The organism is Mycobacterium sp. NBC_00419 (genome assembly GCF_036023875.1).
In the GTDB taxonomy this organism is placed as follows: Bacteria; Actinomycetota; Actinomycetes; order Mycobacteriales; family Mycobacteriaceae; genus Mycobacterium.
In genome coordinates this window covers 4550547-4570918 of the sequence record NZ_CP107931.1, presented here as the reverse complement: position 1 = coordinate 4570918, position 20372 = coordinate 4550547, and the positions used below count along the sequence as shown (strand labels likewise).

The following is a 20372-nucleotide window of genomic DNA, read 5'->3' as shown; positions in this document are numbered from 1 at the left end:
TGCGTTGGGCGGGATGCCAACGCAGGAGTGACGTGTTCGTGCACTCTGCGTGACGAATAGACGCAAAAAACCCCGGGCACCGAGGCGCCCGGGGTCTTTTGGTGAAGCGGACTCAGCCCTTGCGAGCCTTGACGGCCTCGGTGAGCTGCGGCGTGACGTTGAACAGGTCGCCGACGATGCCGTAGTCGGCGATCTCGAAGATCGGCGCCTCTTCGTCCTTGTTGACCGCGACGATCGTCTTCGACGTCTGCATACCGGCCCGGTGCTGGATCGCTCCGGAGATACCCAGGGCGATGTACAGCTGCGGCGACACGGTCTTGCCGGTCTGGCCCACCTGGAACTGGCCCGGGTAGTAGCCGGAGTCGACGGCGGCACGCGAAGCGCCGACCGCACCACCGAGCGAGTCGGCGAGATCCTCGACGACGGTGAACTTGTCGGCACTGCCGACGCCACGGCCACCGGAAACCACCACGCTGGCCTCGGTGAGCTCGGGACGGTCACCAGCCACGGCCGGCTGGCGCGAGGTGATCTTGGTGGCGTTCTCGGCCGGTGCAGGCACCTCGACGGTGACCTGCTCGCCGGCGCCGGCGGCGGGTGCGGCCTCGACGGCACCCGGACGCACGGTGATCACCGGAACCTCGGCACTCACCTGGGCCTCGACGGTGAAGGCACCACCGAAGATCGAGTGGATGCCCACCCCGCCTTCTTTGACCTCGATGACGTCGGACAGCACACCCGAACCGATGCGGGCGGCCAACCGGCCTGCGATCTCCTTGCCGTCGGCGTTGGCGGCCAGCAGCACGGCTGCCGGGGAGGCCGACTCGACCAGCGACTCGAGCACGTCGACGTACGGCGTGACCAGGTAGCTTTCCGCGTCGGCCGACTCGGCGACGTAGATCTTGGCCGCGCCGGCGGCCTTCAGGTCGTCGACCAGCGGGGCCGCGGTGCCGGGGGCACCGACCACGACAGCAGACGGCTCGCCCAGTGCGCGGGCGGCGGTGATGAGCTCGGCGGTGACTTTCTTCACCGCGCCTTCGGAGTGCTCGACGAGCACCAATACTTCAGCCATAGCGGTTGTTCGCCTCTTGTTCTCGGGGGTGGTCGGTTCTAGATGATCTTCTGAGCGACCAGGTACTCGGCGATCTTCTTGCCGCCCTCGCCCTCGTCGGTGATCTTCTCGCCCGCGGTCTTCGGGGGCTTCGGGGTGGACGCCAGGACCTTCGAGCCGGCGTTGGCCAGCCCGACCTCGTCGGCGTCGACGCCGATTTCGGCCAGCGTCAGGGTGGCAACTTCCTTCTTCTTGGCGGCCATGATGCCCTTGAAGGAGGGGAAGCGCGGCTCGTTGATCTTCTCGTTGACGCTGATCACGGCGGGCAGCGAAGCCTCGACGGTGAACACACCGTCATCGGTTTCACGCTCACCGGTGATCTTGCCGCCCTCGACGGTCACCTTGCGCAGGTGCGTCAGCTGAGGCAGGCCGAGGTACTCGGCGATGATGGCCGGGACAGCGCCGCCGGTGCCGTCGGTGGCCTCGTTGCCGGCGATGACCAGCTCAGTGCCCTCGATGGCGCCCAGCGCGCGGGCCAGTGCCCACCCGGTCTGCACCATGTCCGAGCCGTGCAGGCCCGGGTCGAGCAGATGCACGGCCTTGTCGGCACCCATGGACAGCGCCTTGCGGATCGCCTCAGTGGCACGCTCCGGCCCGGCGGTCAGCACGGTCACCGTGCTCTCCACGCCGTCGGCGGCTTCCTTTTCCTTGATCAGCAGCGCCTCTTCGACGGCGCGCTCGTTGATCTCGTCCAGCACGGCGTCGGCGGCCTCGCGATCAAGCGTGAAGTCACCGTCGGACAGCTTGCGCTCGGACCACGTGTCTGGGACCTGTTTGATCAGGACCACGATGTTCGTCATGAGTCTTCCTACGTCCTCCTGGCAGGCGTCCTGCGCCGAGAGTGGACGCAAGACATTGGGTCACTTCCGCAACTCACACCATGTTACCGACCGGTAACTTTGAGTGGTTCGCACGAACACCATAGCTGAGCGAAGTTTGTGTTCTTGCAGCCCATCGGTGCCCGACCGGTTCGCGATCCGCCGAGTTCGGGTTAGCCTGCCTTGCAATGAGCGCATCTGAGACTGACCCGGGCAGCGGCGGCTTGCCGTTGACCGGCGAGCGGACCATCCCGGGTCTGGCGGAAGAGAACTACTGGTTCCGCAGACACGAGGTGGTCTATCGCCGTCTGAGCGGTCTTTGCGCAGGTCGTGACGTGCTTGAGGCCGGTTGTGGGGAGGGCTACGGCGCCGATCTGATCGCCGATGTGGCACGTCGCGTGATCGCGGTGGACTACGACGCCGCAGCGGTTGCCCACGTCCGGGCGCGCTACCCTCGCGTCGAGGTCCTGGCGGCCAATCTGGCGTCGCTGCCGCTGCCGGATGCTTCGGTTGACGTTGTGGTGAACTACCAGGTCATAGAGCATTTGTGGGATCAGCCACAGTTCGTGACGGAATGCTTACGCGTGTTGCGTCCCGGCGGCGTGCTGCTGATGTCGACCCCGAACCGGATCACCTTCTCCCCCGGTCTGGACACCCCGGTCAACCCGTTCCACACCCGCGAACTCAATGCCGGTGAGCTGGCCGAACTGCTCACCGACGGCGGTTTCCGGATGCAGTCGATGAGCGGGGTCTTCCATGGGCCGCGCCTGGTGGAGATGGACACCCGCCACGGCGGGTCGATCATCGGCGCCCAGATCGACCGCGCCGTGGCCGATGCCCCGTGGGCCGACGACCTGCTGGCCGACGTGACCGCGGTGCAGTGCGAGGACTTCGAGCTGCTCGACGCGGGCGAGCGCGATATCGACGAGAGTCTGGACTTGGTGGCGATCGCGGTGCGCCCGTGAACAAGCTCAATCCAACCCCCGGGTCGCTTCGCTCCTGCCCGCCGGAAGTCCCCGGCCAGTTCACCCTGGTCCTGCACACCCACCTGCCCTGGCTGGCCCACCACGGGCGCTGGCCGGTCGGCGAGGAGTGGCTCTACCAATCGTGGTCGGCGGCCTACCTACCGCTGATGCGCGTGCTGCGCACGCTGGCCGCCGAGGGCAGGCGCGGACTGGTCACGCTGGGCATGACCCCGGTGGTGACCGCCCAGCTCGACGACCCGTACTGCCTGGACGGTATGCACCACTGGCTGGCCAACTGGCAGCTACGCGCGCTCGAGGCGGCTCATCTGCATACCCCGACCGGCGCCGCCGACGGCACGGCTACCACACCGGAAGCGTTGCGCCAGTTCGGAATTCGTGAATACGACGAAGCCAGTCGTGCGCTGGAGGACTTCACCACACTGTGGCGCCACGGCGCCAGCCCCCTGCTGCGCGAACTCATCGACGCCGGCACCGTGGAGTTGCTTGGCGGACCGCTGGCGCATCCGTTCCAGCCGCTGCTCAACCCGCGGCTGCGGGAGTTCGCGCTGCGCGAGGGCCTGGCCGACGCCCACCAGCGATTCGCCCACACCCCGGCCGGCATCTGGGCTCCGGAGTGCGCCTACGCGCCCGGCATGGAGTACGACTACGCCGCCGCCGGCGTCAACCACTTCATGGTCGACGGGCCCTCGCTGCACGGCGACACCGCACTGGGCCGGCCCGTCGGCGAATCCGACGTCGTGGCTTTCGGCCGCGATCTGCAGGTCAGCTACCGGGTGTGGTCGCCCAAATCCGGTTATCCCGGGCATGCCGCCTACCGCGACTTCCACACCTACGACCACATCACCGGGCTCAAGCCCGCCCGGGTCACCGGCCGCAACGTCACCTCCGAGGACAAGGCCCCCTACGACCCGGTGCGCGCGGACCGGGCCATCGACGCCCACGTCGCCGACTTCGTCGCACTGGTCCGTCAGCGCCTCATCTCCGAATCCGAGCGCATCGGCCGTCCGGCACACGTCGTGGCCGCCTTCGACACCGAACTGTTCGGGCACTGGTGGTACGAGGGCCCGGCCTGGCTCGAGCGACTGCTGCGCGCGCTGCCCGAAGCCGGGGTGCGCCTCGGCACGCTCAACGATGCGATGGCCAACGGGTTCGTCGGCACACCGGTCGACTTGCCGCCCAGCTCATGGGGTTCCGGCAAGGACTGGCAGGTGTGGGCCGGCGAGAAGGTGGCCGACTTGGTCGCGCTGAACGCCGAGGTGGTCGACACCGCGCTGACATGCGTCGACAAGGCGCTGGCGCAGACCAACACCGCCCCGGCCCGCGACGTCGTCGCCGACCAGATCCTGCGGGAGACCCTGCTGACCGTCTCCAGCGACTGGCCGTTCATGGTCAGCAAGGACTCCGCCGCCGACTACGCGCGCTACCGCGCTCATCTGCACGCGCACGCCACCCGCGAGATCGCCGACGCGCTGGCCGGTGGCCGCCGCGATGCCGCCGAACGGCTGGCACAGGGCTGGAACCGGGCCGACGGACTCTTCGGCGCCCTCGACGCGCGGCGGCTGCCCCGATGAGGCTCTCCGGCTCTCGCGAGCGTGCGTGTCGGTACGCCGACACGCCGCTGGAGCGATCAGTTGGCGCACCCTCGCGCCAGGTGGATCCCCGATGAAGATCCTGATGGTGTCGTGGGAGTACCCGCCGGTGGTCATCGGCGGGCTGGGCCGGCATGTCCATCACCTGGCGACCGCCCTGGCCGCAGACGGACATGACGTGGTGGTGCTGTCACGGCGGCCGACAGGCACCGACCCGTACACCCACCCCACCACCGACGAAACCCACGACGGGGTGCGGGTGATCGCCGCCGCGCAGGACCCGCACGAGTTCGAGTTCGGCCGCGACCTGATGGCCTGGACGCTGGCGATGGGCCATTCCATGGTTCGCGCCGGTCTCACCCTGCACGCCAAGGGCTGGCAGCCCGACGTGGTGCACGCCCACGACTGGCTGGTCGCCCACCCGGCAATCGCGCTGGCCGAGTTCTTCGACGTACCAATGGTTTCCACGGTGCATGCCACCGAAGCTGGTCGGCACTCGGGTTGGGTGGCGGGCAAGATCAGCCGGCAGGTTCATGCCATCGAGTCCTGGTTCGTCCGCGAATCCGACTCGCTGATCGCGTGCTCGGCCTCGATGTCGGACGAGATCTCCGAACTGTTCGGCCCCGGGCTGGCCGAGATCAGCGTCATCTGCAACGGAATCGATTCCAGCCGTTGGCCGTTCGCCCGCCGCCGCCGTCACGACGGCCCGGCGGAGCTGTTGTTCTTCGGTCGCCTGGAGTACGAGAAGGGCGTCCACGAGGCCATCGCCGCGCTGCCGCGGATCCGTCGCGCCCATCCGGGTACCACATTGACCGTTGCCGGCGACGGCACCCAGCAGCAGTGGCTCATCGAGGTGGCGCGGAAACACAAGGTGCTCAAGGCAGTTCAGTTCGTCGGCCGCGCCGACCACGACGAGCTCCTGCATCTGCTGCACCGCGCCGATGTTGCCGTGCTGCCCAGCCATTACGAGCCGTTCGGGATCGTCGCGCTGGAGGCAGCGGCAGCCGGCATTCCGTTGGTGACCTCCAACGTCGGCGGCCTGGGTGAGGCGGTGATCAGCGGGCAGACCGGCGTGTCCTGCCCGCCTCGTGACGTCGCCGCACTGGCCGCCGCGGTGCGCACCGTGCTCGACGACCCGGCGGGCGCACAGCGCCGCGCGGTGGCCGCCCGGCAACGTCTGACGTCGGATTTCGACTGGCATACCGTCGCCGCCGAGACCGCCCAGGTCTACCTGGCAGCCAAGCGCCGCGAACGCGAACCCCAGCCGCGCCGGCCGATCATCGAGCACGCACTGCCCGGCCGTTCGGACTGAGCGACTAGGCGATCGCGAGCAGCAGTACGGCCGCAGCCGCCGCCGCAGCTGCCGAGCAGACGCAAACTCGCACGGAACAGGCCCGATCTATGCGATTTCGCGTCTGCTCGCGACAAAGAGGGGCCCTAGTGGGCGGCTTTCTTGCGTTCGATGTCGGCCAGCGCAGCCGCCAGCTCGGCGCGCTGCGCCGCCGAGGTCTCCCACGCCAGCTTGCGGTTCTTGACCACCTTGGCCGGGGAGCCGACAGCGATCGAAAAGTCCGGGATGTCGCCCTTGACCACGGCGTGGGCACCCAGCACGCAGCCACGGCCAACGGTGGTGCCGCGCAGCACCGTCACCTTGGTGGCGATCCAGGTGTCCGGGCCGATCCGCACGGGGCTCTTGACGATGCCCTGGTCCTTGATCGGCAACTCGATGTTGTCCATCTTGTGGTCGAAGTCGCAGACGTAGCACCAGTCGGCCATCAGCGCCGAGTCGCCGAGTTCGATATCGAGGTAGCAGTTGATGACGTTGTCGCGGCCGAGCACCACCTTGTCGCCGAACCGCAGCGAACCCTCGTGCGCCCGGATGGTGTTCTTGTCGCCGATGTGGACCCAGCGGCCGATCTCGAGCTGAGCCAGCTCAGGGGTGGCGTGGATCTCGACGTTCTTACCGAGGAACACCATGCCGCGGGTGATGATGTGCGGGTTCTGCAGCTTGAACTTCAGCAGCCGCCAGTACCGCACCAGGTACCACGGGGTGTAGGCGCGGTTGGCGATCACCCACTTCAGCGAATCCCGGGTGAGGAACTTCGCCTGGCGCGGGTCACGAAGCCGCGAACCCATCCAGCGCTTGTGGATCGGCGCGCCCCACATCGTCGTCATGGCCTGAGAGCCTAACGCCTACCCCACTCGCGTTACCCTCGCCTGTACTGTCGCAGAGGCGCGATGGCGTGATGGGAAGGTGGCTCGAGTGCTGCGGCGATTGCTCGCGTTCGCGTCGGCGACGCTGCTGGTGAGCGTCTCCGCCGGGTGCGGCACCACCGATTCGTGGGTGGATTCCACCTCGGCGCAGGGCTGGGCCGCCCAGTATGCCGACGCCGCCAACACCAGCTACACCGCCACCGCAGGCACCCCGGACCTGAAGCTGGCGTGGAGCCGCTCGGTCAAGGGCGACCTCGACGCCGGCGCCGCACTGGGCTCGGGCTCCTACCTCGCGGTCAACGGACAGACCGCGGGCGGCTGCTCGCTGATGGTGTGGGAGATCGACAACAACGGCCGCCAACGCTGGTGCACGCGGATGGTGCTCGGCGGCGGGTTCGCCAGCCCGCTGTTCGACCAGTTCGACAACCTCTACATCGGCCAGCCCGGCCTGATGCTGTCCTACCCGCCGACGCAGTGGGTCCGCTGGCGCGAGAATGTCATCGGAATGCCCACCACCACAAGGTTTCTCGGTGGGGGTCAACTTCTGGTGGTGACCCACCTCGGCCAGGTTCTGGTCTTCGACAGCCATCGCGGCACAGTCACCGGAACCCCGATGGATCTCGTCGCGGGTCTGGATCCCACCGACTCCACCCGGGGCCTGACCGACTGCCCGCAGGCCCTACCCCAGTGCCCGGTATCGGCGCCGCCGGCCTTCTCCGCCGCGACCGACACGATCGTGCTCGGTGTGTGGCAACCCGATGCCAAGGCTTCGGTTCTGGTCGGCCTGCAGTACCACCCCGGCCAGACCCCGCTGATCACCAAGGAGTGGACCAGCGATGCGGTCGCCGCCGGGGTGATCGCCGCTCCGGTGCTCTCCGGGGACGGCAAAACCGTCTACGTCACCGGCCGCAACCGTGAGCTGTGGGCGCTGAATGCCGCGGACGGTAAGGCGAAATGGTCTGTGAGCCTTGGCTTCCAGCCGCAGACACCGCCCTCGATCGGGCCGGGTGGGGTGATCGTGGCCGGCGGCGGGCCCGACACGGGCCTGGTCGCCCTCAAAGATGCCGGTGATCGCGCCGAGGTGCTGTGGCGTCGCGACGACGTCGCACCGCTGGCCACCTCCAGTCAGGCCGGTGCCGAGGTCGCCTACACGGTGGTCGCCACGGCCGCTGCGGGTCTGTCACTGCTGGCGTTCGACCTCGCCGACGGGCGCACGCTGAAGGAGTATCCGCTGCCGCAGGCCGACGGCTACCCGGTCGGTGTCTCGGTGGGCCACGACCGGCGGGTGGTGGTGGCCACCAGCGCGGGCCAGCTGTACAGCTTCGACCCCGCCTGAGCCTCAGAGCGCAAGCGGCGGAAGCGAACTGCGCGGTACCGAAGCCGATGTGGCGCCGGCATCTGACGGCAGCAGCTCACCCTGGCCGAAGTAGAAGATCACGGCGTCGTCGGTGATCGCGAAATTCTGGTAGTGCGAGGGGTCCATCCCGTCGCCGGTGGAGATGACGCCGGTGAGCCCGCTCTGGCGTTCCAGTTCACGCTGCACGATCGGGAAGATCGCGGCCAGCGGCTTGGCGCCGGCGGCGAACAACGTGTCGAAGGTGACCGGCTTGCCTCGGCCGACGTTGTAGGTGAAGGCCTTGTACCAGGTGGTCGGGTGCGCGCCACCGACGTCCTGGAACAACTTGAGGACCACACTGCGGGTCTGGTCCGAGGTGAATGTCTGTGAGGTGACGTCCATCTCGTAGGGCAGATTCCGCGAGCCGGGTTGGGCGACGTTGACGAAGCCGTCGCGGTTCTGTGCGAGGTAGTCGACGACGGCCTGCTCGTCGGGGTAGTCGGTCGGGAACTCGACGTCCATCGTGTAGGTGGGCGCTGTGGCGTTGACGTGGCAGATGTTGCCCGCCTCGAGGGTGCCCCCGAACGCCGCGCAGTCGGTCTGGGCACCGGCTTGCGCGATGGTGGGTGCGCCCAGGAGGACACCCGCAGCCAGCAGTGCGGCCAGATTCGGTATGCGCATACGTCGACAATCCTCGCGCTGAAGACGGCCCCGGCGCCGTCGCCGCCAGCGTACCCGGGCTATGCCGCGCCGGCGGATGCTCTGCACAGGTAGACCACCGTGCGTTCGGACGGGCCGGCGCCGATGCGGGTGATCACCAGGGACAGCGGTGCCGAGCCGCTGGGCCGTAACCGCCGCCGCAGCGCATCGGGGTCGACGTCGACGCCGCGCACCAGGATTTCCAGCGGACCGCAGTCGTGGCGTGAAAGTGCCTGCCGCAATATCTTTTCCCGCAACGGCACTTCGTCGATCACCTCGAAGCCACGCACGCCCTGTGGCAGCTGGTCACCGGTGAGGTAGGCGATGTCGGGGTCAAGTTGCCAGAGCCCGTGGCGGGTCGCGTACTGGCGCACCAGGCCGGCGCGCACGACGGCCCCGTCGGGGTCGACGATCCAGCGCCCCGGCGGTCCCGCCGGGCAGTCGTCGGGATCGGCGTCGGTGACCTGTTCGGCGCGGTCGAGCACCGTGGCACGCCGCCGCACCCCGGGCTGGGCCAGCGGCGCCGACCACAGGCAGGCCTCCCGTACCGATCCCCCGGCTGACGTCACTTCGATCTCGCCGTCGAAACCCAGCTCGCGCACCGCGGAGAAGTCGATACCGGGTGCACATTTCACCACCGTCGCCCGGCCCTGGTAGGCCGCGATGACCGCATCCAGGGGCGGGCTGTAGGCGCGCGGGTCGAACCGGCGCCGCCCGCCGCTGCGCCGGGCCGGGTCGACGAGGACGACGGTGTCGCGGCTGACCGGGCGCACCGCATCGGCCCGGCACAGCGGAACATCGGGCACGTTGTGGTGGGCCATCGCCAGGCGGACCGGGTCGAGGTCGCTGCCCAGCACGAACGACGCGGTGGCCCGCAGCGCGGCCAGTTCGGTGCCCACCGAGCAGGTGGCGTCGTGCACCGCGGCACCGGCCAACCGCGCGGCCCGGTGCTGCGCCACCGGAGCCGCGGTCGCCTGTTGCAGGGCCTCGTCGGTGAACAGCCATCCCGCGACGTCGGCCAGCCCGGCCAGCTTGACGGCCGCTTTGCGGCGCAGCAGCGTGGTCTCGATGAGCACGGTGGTCCGCTCGCCGAAACGCTGCCGGATAGCGGCCACGTCGGCCACCCGGTCGGTCAGCGGGTAGCCGGCGACCTCGGCGAGTGCGGCGGTGCCGGCGTCGCTGGCCAGATAGGCGACGTCGTCGAGCCCGAAGGTCAGGACGGTTTGACCCCAGTGATCATCACGTTGTAGTACCAGCCCTTGGGCACCACGCGGCGCCACAGGTTGTCGTCGACCCAGCTCAGGCCGATCCAGCTGCTGAACGCGAACTTGGCCCAGCCCCAGCCCAGCTTGCCCGGCGGCACCATGGCCTCGACGGTCCGCAGCGGCCAGCCCAGCATCGCCGCGGTGAACTCGGTGGTGTTGGTGGACACCTCGGTGGCACCGGCGTTGCGGGCCATCCGCTCGAGGTCCGCAGGGTCGAAGGTGTGCAGGTCGACGACGGCCTCCAGCGCGGCGGCGCGGGAGGACTCGTCGAGTTCGGCCTGGGGCCGGCGCCAGTCCTGCAGACCGGGCAGCTTGGTGACGTTGGTGGCGACCCGCCAGGTCAGGGTGGACAGCGAGCGGGCGTAGGTATTGCCCACAGTGGTCGGCTCACCGGCGAACACGAACCGGCCACCGGGCTTGAGCACGCGGACCACCTCGCGCAGTGACTTCTCCACGTCGGGGATGTGGTGCAGCACCGCGTGGCCAACGACGAGGTCGAAGGTGTCGTCCTCGTACGGGATGCCCTCGGCGTCGGCGACCCGGCCGTCGATGTCCAGGCCCAGGTTCTGCCCGTTGCGGGTGGCGACCTTGACCATGCCCGGCGACAGATCGGTCACCGAGCCGCGGCGGGCTACCCCAGCCTGGATGAGATTGAGCAGGAAGAAGCCGCTGCCGCAGCCCAGCTCCAGCGCGCGGTCGTAGGGCAGCTCCCGCAACTCCTCGGGCGGGACGGTGGCGTCGAACAGGTTGCGCGCATAGTCGACGCAGCGCTTGTCGTAGGAGATCGACCATTTGTCGTCGTAGGTCTCGGCTTCCCAGTCGTGATACAGGATCTGGGCCAGCTTGCTGTCCTTGAGCGCAGCCTCGACCTGTTCCGCGGTGGCATGCGGATTGGGGGCCGGAGCGGGGTCGCCCGCGACATCGGGCGCCGGAGCGGGGTCGCCCGCGACATCGGGCGCCGGAGCGGGGTCGCCCGCGACATCGGGCAGGGTGCCGGAGTCCTTCGTCGTCATGGAGGGCAGCCTAACTGCCCGCACCCGCGGCGAAGACCTCACCGTAGCGTTGTGCCTGCTCACTGGCATTTAGGTTGCCGCCGACGAGGGCCTTGACGCCCGCAAGTGCGGCCGGCGCGACGTCGACGAACCGGCCCGCCCAGGCCGCGGCTGCGTCGAACACGTCGTCGGGGGCCACCAGTTCGTCGACCAGTCCCAGGCTTAGGGCCTCCTTGGCGTCGACGAACCGGCCGCTGAACGCCAGTTCCTTGGCCTGGGCCGGCCCGACGGCACGGGCCAGCCGTTCACACCCGCCGCCGCCGGGTACCAACCCGGCCAGGATCTCGGTGGCTCCGAACTTGGCGTTGTCGCCGCTGATCCGCCAGTCCGCGGCCAGCGCCAGGCTCAGTCCGCTGCCCAGCGCGTAGCCGGTGATCGCGGCCACCGTCGGCTTCGGGATCGTCGCGACGGCGTCGATCGCCTCCCGGCGCACCCGGTCGGCGGCCTCGGCCTCGGCGCGGTCCAGGGTCCGCAGCTCCGGAACGTCGTCGCCGGCGGAGAAGATCTGGTGGCCGCCGAAGAGCACGACCGTGGCGATGTCGTCGCGACCGCCGGCTTCGGCTGCCGCCGAGGTGAGTTCCCGGTAGGCCTGCCGGGTCAGGGCGTTGGTGGGCGTGCGGGCCAGCAGCAGCACGCCGATACCCGGATACTGCTCACCGACGTGGATGCTGACGAACTCGCGCACGTGTCACTCCCCGCCGTAGCCCTGGGGGGCACGCCGGTTGCGAGCCGCGTTATACCGGTCGCTGTTGAAGAACTCGATCTCCCAATTACCTTCGTGCACAGCAAGATTGGGCTGGACGGCGACAATCTGACGTTCCAGGGCCAGCACCTCGCCGACCGTGCGCCCGGCCAAAGAGTCCAGTTGGGTCCAGGTCGGTGGCAGCAGGAACGACCGGCCCTGCGCGAAGTCCTCGATGGCGGCCTCGGGGCTGCTCCACGCCGCATGGTCGGATTCGGTGTTCTGGCCGTCGGCGCGCTGCCCGTGCGGCAGGGCACCGACGAAGAAGTAGGTGTCGTAGCGGCGGGTGCGCTCCTCCTCGGGGGTCACCCAGTTGGCCCACGGCCGCAGCAGGTCGGCGCGCAGCACGAGGTTCTCGCCGCGCAGGAAGTCGGAGAACGACAGGCTGCGGTCCACCAGGGCCGGACGCGCCTGGTGATAGACCGACGCGTCGGCGACGATGCCGTCCGGGTCGTCGGCCGGCCCGGCGAACAGCACCCCGGACTCCTCGAACGTCTCCCGCGCCGCCGCGCACACCAGCGCCTCGGCCAGATCGGTTTCGATACCGAAGCGCTGCGCCCACCAATGCGGGCCCGGTCCGTACCAGGCGATACCGGAGTTGCGGTCGCGGTCGTCGACGCCACCGCCCGGGAACACCATCACCCCGCCGGCGAACTCCATGGCGCTGTGCCGGCGCATCAGGAACACCGAGATCCCGTCGGCGGTGTCCTGAATCAGCATCACGGTCGCGGCCGGCCGCACCGGCAGCGGTTCGGGCTTGTCGGTCATGCTCGCCTCCTGTGCGCGGCGCGGGTCCGCACCCGCCGCGCGAAGTACCGGCCGTCAATGGTGTCCAGCGCGATCGACTGCCCGAAGGCCGACGATAGGTTGTCCGCGGTCAGGGTGTCCTGCAACAGTCCGGCGGCCACCACTTCGCCTTCGGACAGGATCAGGCAGTGGCTGAAGCCCGGCGGTATCTCCTCGACGTGGTGGGTGACCAGCACCATGGCCGGCGAATCCGGGTCGGCGGCCAGATCTGCCAGCCGGGAGACCAGTTCTTCGCGCCCGCCCAGGTCCAGGCCGGCGGCCGGTTCGTCGAGCAGCAGCAGCTCCGGGTCGGTCATCAGCGACCGTGCGATGAGGACCCGCTTGCGTTCGCCTTCGGACAGCGTCCCGTAGGTCCGCTCGGCCAGATGCTCGGCGCCCACGCTCTCGAGCATGTCGACGGCCTGGGCGTAGTCGATGTCCTCATAGTTCTCCCGCCACCGGCCCAGCACGGCGTAGCCGGCCGAGACCACCAGGTCGCGCACCACCTCGTCGTCGGGAACCCGCTGCGAGAGTGCCGAGCTACTCAGTCCGACCCGCTGGCGCAGTTCGGACATGTCGACGCGGCCCAACCGCTCGCCCAGGACGTAGGCGCTGCCCGAGGACGGGTGTTCCATCGCGGCGGCGATGCGCAGAAGCGAGGTCTTGCCCGCGCCGTTGGGTCCGATGACCACCCAGCGTTCGTCGAGTTCGACCTGCCAGGTGACGGGTCCGACCAGGGTGCGGCCGCCGCGACGCAGCGAGACTTTCCGGAAGTCGATCAGCAGGTCGGGGTCGACCGCATCGGCGTTGTCGGACACCGCACCATCGTGCCGCACTCGGGTGCCGGCCCACCTGCCGGGGCGGCGACGATCGGCGCCCACCCGCTGCGGGCCAGAACCGAGCGCGGGGTCAACCGCAGTACGAGCTGAACCAGCGGCCCGATACCGAAGGCATAGATGAGCGTGCCGACTCCGACGCTGCCGCCGAGCAGCCAGCCGCCGGCCAGCACGGTGGCCTCAATGCCGGTACGCACCAGGCGCACCGAAAGCCCGCTTCGCGCAACGAGTCCCGTCATCAGTCCGTCACGGGGCCCGGGACCGAGGCCGGCCCCCACGTAGAGCACGGTGGCCACCGCATTGAGCAGGACGGCGCCCAGCATCAGCGCCACCCGCACCCACATGGTCTCCGGTGCCCGCAATAACGCAAGACCCGCGTCGACGGTGACGGCGATGACGATGACGTTGGCCACGGTTCCGATGCCGGGCTTGTTGCGCAACGGAATCCATGCCAGCAGGACCACGACGCCGACGACGGCCGATGCCATTCCGATGCTCATCCGGGTGTGGCGTGCCAGGCCCTGATGGAAGACGTCCCACGGGTCGAGCCCGAGGCCGGCCCGGACCATCATCGCCATCGAGAAGCCGTAACAGCACAAGCCGATCAGCAGGGCGCTCGCGCGGATTGCGGCACTCATCGGTGGTCGGCGAACCGCACGCGAATGGCGTCGAGATCGCTGTGCTGGCGGCGCAGGTCGGAGTCGCCGTCACCCCACTCGCGTGAGGTGGGACTCCAGGGGCCGGCATGCGGGTCGAGCAGTGCCGCCCACCGGTCGGCCAGTCGGGAAAGCCAGGTACTCATGCCTCCATCGTTCGGCCTAACTGGCTTGCCAATCAATAGCCAGTCTGGCCATACTGGCATTCAAATGACGACTGCTATGGCGACCAGAGTGCTCGATCCGGACCTCTTGGCCCGCGAACTGGGCAACTGGCGCACATCCAGCCGCAGTGGACCCAGCTACCAGGCTCTCGGTGACGCGCTGCGCATGCTGATCGTCGACGGCCGCCTTCCGGTCGGCTCGCGGCTGCCCAGCGAGCGCGCGCTGGCCGAGGCGCTGCGGGTGTCCAGAACGACGATCACGGCCGCCTACACCGACCTGCGCGACAGCGGCTATCTGCATGCCCGCCGTGGCGCCCGCGCGACCACCGCGCTTCCGCACACTCCGGTGGCCATCTCCGCCGAGTCGGCGCCGACGGTCAACCTCGCCGTCGCAGCCCTGGCCGCGCCTGCCAGCGCCGTGCAGGAGTCGTTCATCGAGGCCAGCCGGCAGGCCGCGACCTACCTGCAGCAGACCGGGCATGACCTGCGCGGCGTGCTGACACTGCGCACCGCCATCGCCGAGCGGTACTGCGCCAGAGGGCTTGCCACCGATCCCGACCAGATCATGGTGACCAGCGGCGCCCAGCATGCGATCGCCCTCATTCTCACCACCTACGCCCAACCCGGTGACCGCGTGCTCGTCGAACAGCCCACCTATCACGGGGCGCTCGCCGCGATCGCCACCGCCGGTGCGCGCCCGGTCCCGGTGGCGCTGAGCCGCGACGGCTGGGACATCGAGGCCCTGCACGCCGCTGTGCGCCAGCTCGCCCCGACTCTGGCTTACCTGGTGCCCGACAACCACAACCCGACCGGTATGTCGATGCCGGCTGCCGACCGAAAACGGTTGGCGGCCATCATCTCCGAGACTCGTACCCGCACCATCGTCGACGAGACCATGACCGACGTCTGGCTCGACGAGCCCGTGCCGGCCCCGCTGGCCGCGTCGATGAGCTCACGCACCGACCTGGTGATCACGGTGGGGTCGTTGTCCAAGTCGTTCTGGGCCGGGCTGCGCATCGGATGGATCCGCGCCGAGCCGAGCACCCTGGCCACCATCCGCGCGATCCGGCCCTCGATCGACCTGGGTACCTCGGTGATCGAACAGCTCGCTGCCGCACACCTTCTCACCCACCGCGTCGACGACGTCCTTCCCGAGCGTCGCGACATCCTGCGCGCCAGGCGCGCACTGCTGCTGAATCTGCTCGACGAGCATCTGCCGGAGTGGCATCCGCTGCCCGGTGGCGGCGGCATGTCGATCTGGGTGCGGCTGCCGGCACCGATCAGTTCTGCGCTGTGCGCGTCGGCATCCCGACTCGGGGTGGAACTGCCACCGGGGCCGCGGTTCGGCGTCGACGGCACCTTGGAGCGCTTCGTCCGGATCCCCTACACGCTGCCCGAAGACCAGTTGACCGAGGCTGTTTCACTGCTGAGCCGGGCCTGGCGCAGCGTGACCGGCTCGGCCACACCCGATCCGTCGGCCGTGGTGGTCTAGGACGAGCTATTCCTGCGGGATCTCGACCCGGCGCAGCACACCGTCGACGGCGTCGGCCGCCTCGATCTCGGCGCGGGTGACCCCGAGGATGAACAGCACGGTGTCCAGGTAGGGATGGCTCAGTGAGGCGTCGGCGACCTCACGCAGCGCCGGCTTGGCGTTGAACGCCACACCCAGGCCCGCCGCGGCGAGCATGTCGATGTCGTTGGCGCCGTCGCCGACCGCGACGGTCTGCTCCATCGGGACACCGGCCGCCTGGGCGAAATCGCGCAGCGCCTTGGCTTTACCGGCACGGTCGATGACCTCCCCGACCACCCGTCCGGTGAGCTTGCCGTCGACGATCTCCAACTCGTTGGCGGCCACGAAGTCGAGCATCAGCTCGTGGGCCAGCGGGTCGATGACCTGGCGGAAACCGCCGGAGACCACACCGCAGTGAAAACCCAAGCGGCGCAACGTCCGAATAGTGGTGCGGGCACCCGCAGTGAGCTCCAGCTGCTCGCTGACCTCGTCGAGGACCTCAGCGGGCAGACCGGCCAGCGTGGCCACCCTGGCATGCAGCGACTCGGCGAAGTCCAGCTCACCGCGCATCGCCGCCTCGGTGATCGCGGCAACCGCTTCGCCCGCACCGGCACGGTCGGCGAGCATCTCAATGACCTCACCCTGGATCAGGGTCGAGTCGACGTCGAACACGATGAGGCGCTTGGCCCGCCGCTCCAGGCTGTAGTTCTCCACCGCAATGTCGACACCCTGCTCGGCGGCGACCCGGGCCAGCACGGTGCGTAACTCACCGCCGACGCCCGGCGGAACCGAGGCCCGGAGCTCCAGACCGGTCACCGGGTAATCCGAGACACCCCGGATGAAGTCGATGTTGACGCCCAGCCCGGCGGCCTCGCGTGCCACCACGCCGAACGCCGCAGCGCTGATGGGCCGCCCGAGCACCACGATGGTGTGGGTGGAGGGCTCACCGATGATCGGGACGTCATCGCTGGGCTCGATGGTGACGTCGAGCCCGACCCGGTGGATCGCCTCGGTCACGTCGGTGCGCAACGTGGTGCCGGCAGCCACTTCCGGGCATCCCGACACCAGCACACCCAGCGTGAGGCGCCCGCGAATCACCACCTGCTCGACGTTGAGGAGCTCCACATCGTGGCGCGAGAGCACCTCGAAGAGCGCCGACGTCACCCCTGGCTGATCGACACCGGTGACGGTGATCAGCACCGACACCTTGTGCTTGGTCATACCTGGGGAGCGCTACTTTCCGTTCTAAGTGCGGACGTTCTCGTCCAGCCGCGTCACGTCACCGTCGGAGGGGCCGTGCGAGCGGCCGATGTGGGCCTCAGCCCGCATCCGCTCCACCATGTGCGGGTAGTGCAACTCGAATGCCGGGCGCTCCGAACGGATTCGGGGCAGCTCGGTGAAGTTGTGCCGCGGCGGCGGGCAGGACGTCGCCCACTCCAGCGAGTTGCCGTAACCCCACGGATCGTCGACCGTGACGACCTCGCCGTAACGCCAGCTCTTGAAGACGTTCCAGAAGAACGGAAGCACCGACACACCGAGGATGAACGCCCCGATGGTCGAGACGATGTTGAGCGTCTCGAAGCCGTCGGACGGCAGGTAGTCGGCGTAGCGGCGCGGCATGCCCTCGTCACCGACCCAATGCTGCACCAGGAAGGTGGTGTGGAAGCCGATGAACGTCAGCCAGAAGTGCAGCTTGCCCAGCCGCTCGTCGAGCATCCGGCCGATCATCTTCGGGAACCAGAAATACACACCGGCGTAGGTGGCGAACACGATCGTGCCGAACAGCACGTAGTGGAAGTGCGCCACCACGAAATAGCTGTCGGAGACGTGGAAGTCCAGCGGCGGGCTGGCCAGCAGCACACCGGACAGACCACCGAGCAGGAACGTCACCAGGAAGCCGATAGAGAACAGCATCGGCGTCTCGAACGTCAGCCGGCCCTTCCACATCGTGCCGATCCAGTTGAAGAACTTGATGCCCGTCGGGACGGCGATCAGGAATGTCATGAAGCTGAAGAACGGCAGCAGCACCGCGCCAGTGACATACATGTGGTGCGCCCACACCGCCACCGAGAGTGCGGCGATCGCGATCGTCGCGTAGATCAGGGTGGTGTAGCCGAAGATCGGCTTACGGGAGAACACCGGGAAGATCTCCGAAACGATGCCGAAGAACGGCAGCGCGATGATGTAGACCTCGGGGTGGCCGAAGAACCAGAACAGATGCTGGAACAGCATCGTGCCGCCGTTGGCCGGATCGTAGATGTGCGCGCCGAGGCGGCGGTCAGCCGCCAGGCCGAACAGCGCCGCGGTCAGCAGCGGGAAGGCGACCAGCACCAGGATCGACGTGACGAAGATGTTCCAGGTGAAGATCGGCATCCGGAACATGGTCATACCGGGGGCACGCATGCAGACCACGGTGGTGATCATGTTGACCGCACCCAGGATGGTGCCCAGACCGCCGACTGCCAGACCGAGAACCCACAGGTCGCCACCGGCGCCCGGGGAATGGATGGCATCCGAGAGCGGGGTGTAGGCGGTCCAGCCGAAGTCAGCCGCGCCGCCCGGGGTGATGAAGCCGGCCATCGCGATCAGCGCGCCGAACAGGAACAGCCAGAACGACAACGCGTTGAGTCGCGGGAAGGCGACGTCAGGGGCGCCGATCTGCAGCGGCAGCACCAGGTTGGCGAACCCGAACACGATCGGGGTGGCGTAGAACAGCAGCATCGCCGTGCCGTGCATGGTGAACAGCTGGTTGTACTGCTCGTTGGACAGGAACTGCAGTCCCGGAACCGCCAACTCGGCCCGGATGAACAACGCCATCAGGCCACCGAGCGCGAAGAAGATAAAGCACGTGACCACGTACATGATCCCGATCAGCTTGTGATCGGTCGTGGTGACCAGCTTGTAGATCAGGTTGCCCTTCGGGCCCATCCGCGCCGGAAAAGCACGCTTGGCCTCGAGTTCTCCCTGTGAAGGCACAACGGCAGTCAACAGTCCTCCAAATATCCGTACCCGGTTAGCACCCCGAGAACATGGTGTTGATCCTAACCTCACGCGGGCCCGTACGGAGGGTGGGTCCTACATTGCGTCGTAATACCGTCACGAGCACGCCGTCCGCAGCTCAGCGGCGCGTTTGCGGCCAGGTGTTACGGTCGGCGGCGTGCGGTCGCGCAGTCTTGCTCCGGGTCTGATGGTGTCCGCGGGTGCGGTCCTCACGGCGCTCGCCGTGACCGTCGTCAGCGGCTGTTCGGGCTCGTCGCAGGCGCCGCCGTCGGCCACCGGCAGCGTGGTCACCAGCACCACCAAGATCGCCGGCGCCGGAATCCTGGGTAATCAGCGCCGGCCCGACGAGTCCTGCGCACCTGAACCGGCCCGGCTGGATCCCGCTCCCCCGCCACCGGTGCGGCACGCCGCTGGAGAGACGGCGGTGGTGGCAGACCCGCAGCGCATCGTCGTGCTGGCCGGTGACGAGCTCGACGCGCTGTGCGCGCTGGGGCTGCAGTCGCGGATCGTCGCGGCCGCCCTGCCGGACGGCGCGGACAGCCAGCCCTCCTACCTGGGCACCGTCATCCACGACGTGCCCGGCGCCGGGTCCCGCAGCGCTCCGGACCTCGCCGCCATCGCGGCGGCCAAACCCGACCTCATCCTGGGCTCGGCGGGGTTGACGCCGCAGGCCTACCCCCAGCTGGCGGCGATTGCGCCGACGGTGTTCACCGATGCTCCCGGCGCCCGGTGGCAGGACAACCTGCGCACCGTCGGTGCCGCGACCGGACGAACCGAGGCCACCGACGAGGTGATCGCGGCGTTCACCGACCGCGCCCGGCAAGCCGGCGGCGCCACCGACGCCCCTCACTTCCAGGCCTCCGTCGTCCAGTTCACCGACACCACGATGCGGGTCTGGGGCGCCGACAACTTCCCCGCCAGCGTGCTCGCCGACGTCGGCGTGGATCGGCCTGCGGCGCAACGGTTTACCGACAAGCCCTATGTCGAGTTCGGGATCAGCGACGCCGACCTCGACCGCTCCCCGGACTTCTCCCCGGCTGACGGCGACATCCTTTATCTGTCGTTCGCCTCGCCCGCGGCCAAGGACCGGGCACCGGCGGTGCTGGAGAGCGCGGCGTGGCGCAAGCTGTCGGCCAACCGCGACAATCGGGTTTTCATCGTCAACAACGAGATCTGGCAGACCGGCCAGGGTGTGATCGCCGCCCGCGGCATCATCGACGACCTGCGCTGGCTCAACGCACCGATCAACTAAAGCCGAAGTGCGGCAGCGTGGACGCCCGTTCGGCAACTGCACTAACGTCAACGCCTGTGTTCCATGTGCTGACGATCAACTATGACAAGCCGGTCGAGGTCATCGACCAGACCCGGCCCGCCCATCTCGCCTGGCTCAACGACGAAGTCGCCGCGGGACGCATCCTGCTGGCCGGCCGCCAGGACTCCGGCGCCGGTGGAGTGCTGATCACCGGTGACATCACCGTCGAGGACGCCCAGGACATCATCGCGCGCGACCCCTACACGCTTGCCGGTATCGTCAGCTACGAACGTCTCTCGTTCAACGGCGGAGTCCGCGCACCGGGGCTCTAGGGTCCGCCCGGACGGGACTAATCCGCC

General features: G+C 68.7%; 20 protein-coding genes. 7 read left to right on the top strand and 13 right to left on the bottom strand.

Annotated features, from left to right (window positions below; all coding sequences use genetic code 11):
* Positions 1-112: 112 nt before the first annotated feature.
* Both OG976_RS21900 and OG976_RS21895 read right to left on the bottom strand, forming a co-directional pair.
* Positions 113-1069, bottom strand: a complete 957-nt coding sequence (locus tag OG976_RS21900) for an electron transfer flavoprotein subunit alpha/FixB family protein (protein WP_328353546.1) — start codon at positions 1067-1069, stop codon at positions 113-115.
* A gap of 38 nt (positions 1070-1107) precedes the next feature.
* Entirely contained in the window at positions 1108-1908 is an 801-nt protein-coding gene (locus OG976_RS21895; protein WP_328353543.1) for an electron transfer flavoprotein subunit beta/FixA family protein, read from the bottom strand.
* Between the two features lie 206 nt (positions 1909-2114).
* Between OG976_RS21895 and OG976_RS21890 the strand changes: the two genes are divergently transcribed.
* From OG976_RS21890 to OG976_RS21880, 3 genes are all read left to right on the top strand, one after another.
* Complete coding sequence (locus tag OG976_RS21890; RefSeq protein WP_328353540.1) at positions 2115-2891, top strand: class I SAM-dependent methyltransferase; 777 nt, start codon at positions 2115-2117, stop codon at positions 2889-2891.
* Entirely contained in the window at positions 2888-4483 is a 1596-nt protein-coding gene (locus tag OG976_RS21885) for a glycoside hydrolase family 57 protein (RefSeq protein ID WP_328353537.1), read from the top strand. The genes OG976_RS21890 and OG976_RS21885 overlap by 4 nt, the downstream gene beginning before the upstream one ends.
* A 91-nt stretch (positions 4484-4574) precedes the next feature.
* Positions 4575-5813, top strand: coding sequence for a glycosyltransferase family 4 protein (locus OG976_RS21880; protein ID WP_328353534.1), 1239 nt, complete (start codon positions 4575-4577; stop codon positions 5811-5813).
* A gap of 125 nt (positions 5814-5938) precedes the next feature.
* Here the strand turns inward: OG976_RS21880 and OG976_RS21875 are convergent, their stop codons facing one another.
* Entirely contained in the window at positions 5939-6676 is a 738-nt protein-coding gene (locus OG976_RS21875) for an acetyltransferase (protein ID WP_328353531.1), read from the bottom strand.
* A gap of 88 nt (positions 6677-6764) precedes the next feature.
* On the opposite strand from OG976_RS21875, the gene OG976_RS21870 reads away from it, so the two are divergent.
* Entirely contained in the window at positions 6765-8051 is a 1287-nt protein-coding gene (locus OG976_RS21870) for an outer membrane protein assembly factor BamB family protein (RefSeq protein ID WP_328353528.1), read from the top strand.
* A 3-nt stretch (positions 8052-8054) separates the two neighbouring features.
* On the opposite strand, the gene OG976_RS21865 is transcribed toward OG976_RS21870, so the two are convergent.
* From OG976_RS21865 to OG976_RS21830, 8 genes are read right to left on the bottom strand one after another with little or no spacing between them, the layout of a single operon-like run.
* Positions 8055-8732: an esterase gene (locus OG976_RS21865; protein WP_328353525.1), complete on the bottom strand. Its 678-nt coding sequence runs from the start codon at positions 8730-8732 to the stop codon at positions 8055-8057.
* Between the two features lie 59 nt (positions 8733-8791).
* Entirely contained in the window at positions 8792-10006 is a 1215-nt protein-coding gene (locus OG976_RS21860; protein WP_328363880.1) for a THUMP-like domain-containing protein, read from the bottom strand.
* A complete protein-coding gene (locus OG976_RS21855; RefSeq protein WP_328353522.1) occupies positions 9964-11028 on the bottom strand; it encodes a methyltransferase domain-containing protein in 1065 nt (354 codons plus the stop codon). The genes OG976_RS21860 and OG976_RS21855 overlap by 43 nt, the downstream gene beginning before the upstream one ends.
* A gap of 10 nt (positions 11029-11038) precedes the next feature.
* Positions 11039-11752: an enoyl-CoA hydratase gene (locus tag OG976_RS21850; RefSeq protein WP_328353519.1), complete on the bottom strand. Its 714-nt coding sequence runs from the start codon at positions 11750-11752 to the stop codon at positions 11039-11041.
* Between the two features lie 3 nt (positions 11753-11755).
* Positions 11756-12577 carry an NUDIX hydrolase gene (locus OG976_RS21845; protein WP_328353516.1) on the bottom strand — a complete coding sequence of 274 codons (822 nt, stop codon included), beginning with the start codon at positions 12575-12577 and terminating at the stop codon, positions 11756-11758.
* Positions 12574-13431, bottom strand: coding sequence for an ABC transporter ATP-binding protein (locus OG976_RS21840; RefSeq protein ID WP_328353513.1), 858 nt, complete (start codon positions 13429-13431; stop codon positions 12574-12576). The genes OG976_RS21845 and OG976_RS21840 overlap by 4 nt, the downstream gene beginning before the upstream one ends.
* On the bottom strand, positions 13374-14069 hold the full coding sequence (gene yczE / locus OG976_RS21835) for a membrane protein YczE (RefSeq protein ID WP_328353510.1): 696 nt from the start codon (positions 14067-14069) through the stop codon (positions 13374-13376). Before yczE ends, OG976_RS21840 begins: the two co-directional genes overlap by 58 nt.
* The gene (locus tag OG976_RS21830) at positions 14066-14233 is read right to left on the bottom strand and encodes a hypothetical protein (protein ID WP_328353507.1); all 168 of its coding nucleotides are present in this window, start codon (positions 14231-14233) and stop codon (positions 14066-14068) included. The genes yczE and OG976_RS21830 overlap by 4 nt, the downstream gene beginning before the upstream one ends.
* Before the next feature lie 64 nt (positions 14234-14297).
* On the opposite strand from OG976_RS21830, the gene yczR reads away from it, so the two are divergent.
* Positions 14298-15743, top strand: a complete 1446-nt coding sequence (yczR, locus tag OG976_RS21825) for a MocR-like transcription factor YczR (protein ID WP_442930370.1) — start codon at positions 14298-14300, stop codon at positions 15741-15743.
* Positions 15744-15749: 6 nt separating this feature from the next.
* Here the strand turns inward: yczR and serB are convergent, their stop codons facing one another.
* A complete protein-coding gene (serB, locus tag OG976_RS21820) occupies positions 15750-16982 on the bottom strand; it encodes a phosphoserine phosphatase SerB (protein ID WP_328353501.1) in 1233 nt (410 codons plus the stop codon).
* A gap of 24 nt (positions 16983-17006) precedes the next feature.
* Positions 17007-18749 carry an aa3-type cytochrome oxidase subunit I gene (gene ctaD, locus OG976_RS21815; RefSeq protein WP_328353498.1) on the bottom strand — a complete coding sequence of 581 codons (1743 nt, stop codon included), beginning with the start codon at positions 18747-18749 and terminating at the stop codon, positions 17007-17009.
* Between the two features lie 199 nt (positions 18750-18948).
* Between ctaD and OG976_RS21810 the strand changes: the two genes are divergently transcribed.
* Together OG976_RS21810 and OG976_RS21805 are read left to right on the top strand one after the other, a co-directional pair.
* A complete protein-coding gene (locus OG976_RS21810) occupies positions 18949-20013 on the top strand; it encodes an iron-siderophore ABC transporter substrate-binding protein (RefSeq protein ID WP_328363877.1) in 1065 nt (354 codons plus the stop codon).
* 56 nt (positions 20014-20069) lie between these two features.
* Positions 20070-20345, top strand: a complete 276-nt coding sequence (locus tag OG976_RS21805; protein ID WP_328353495.1) for a YciI family protein — start codon at positions 20070-20072, stop codon at positions 20343-20345.
* The last annotated feature ends 27 nt before the right edge of the window (positions 20346-20372 follow it).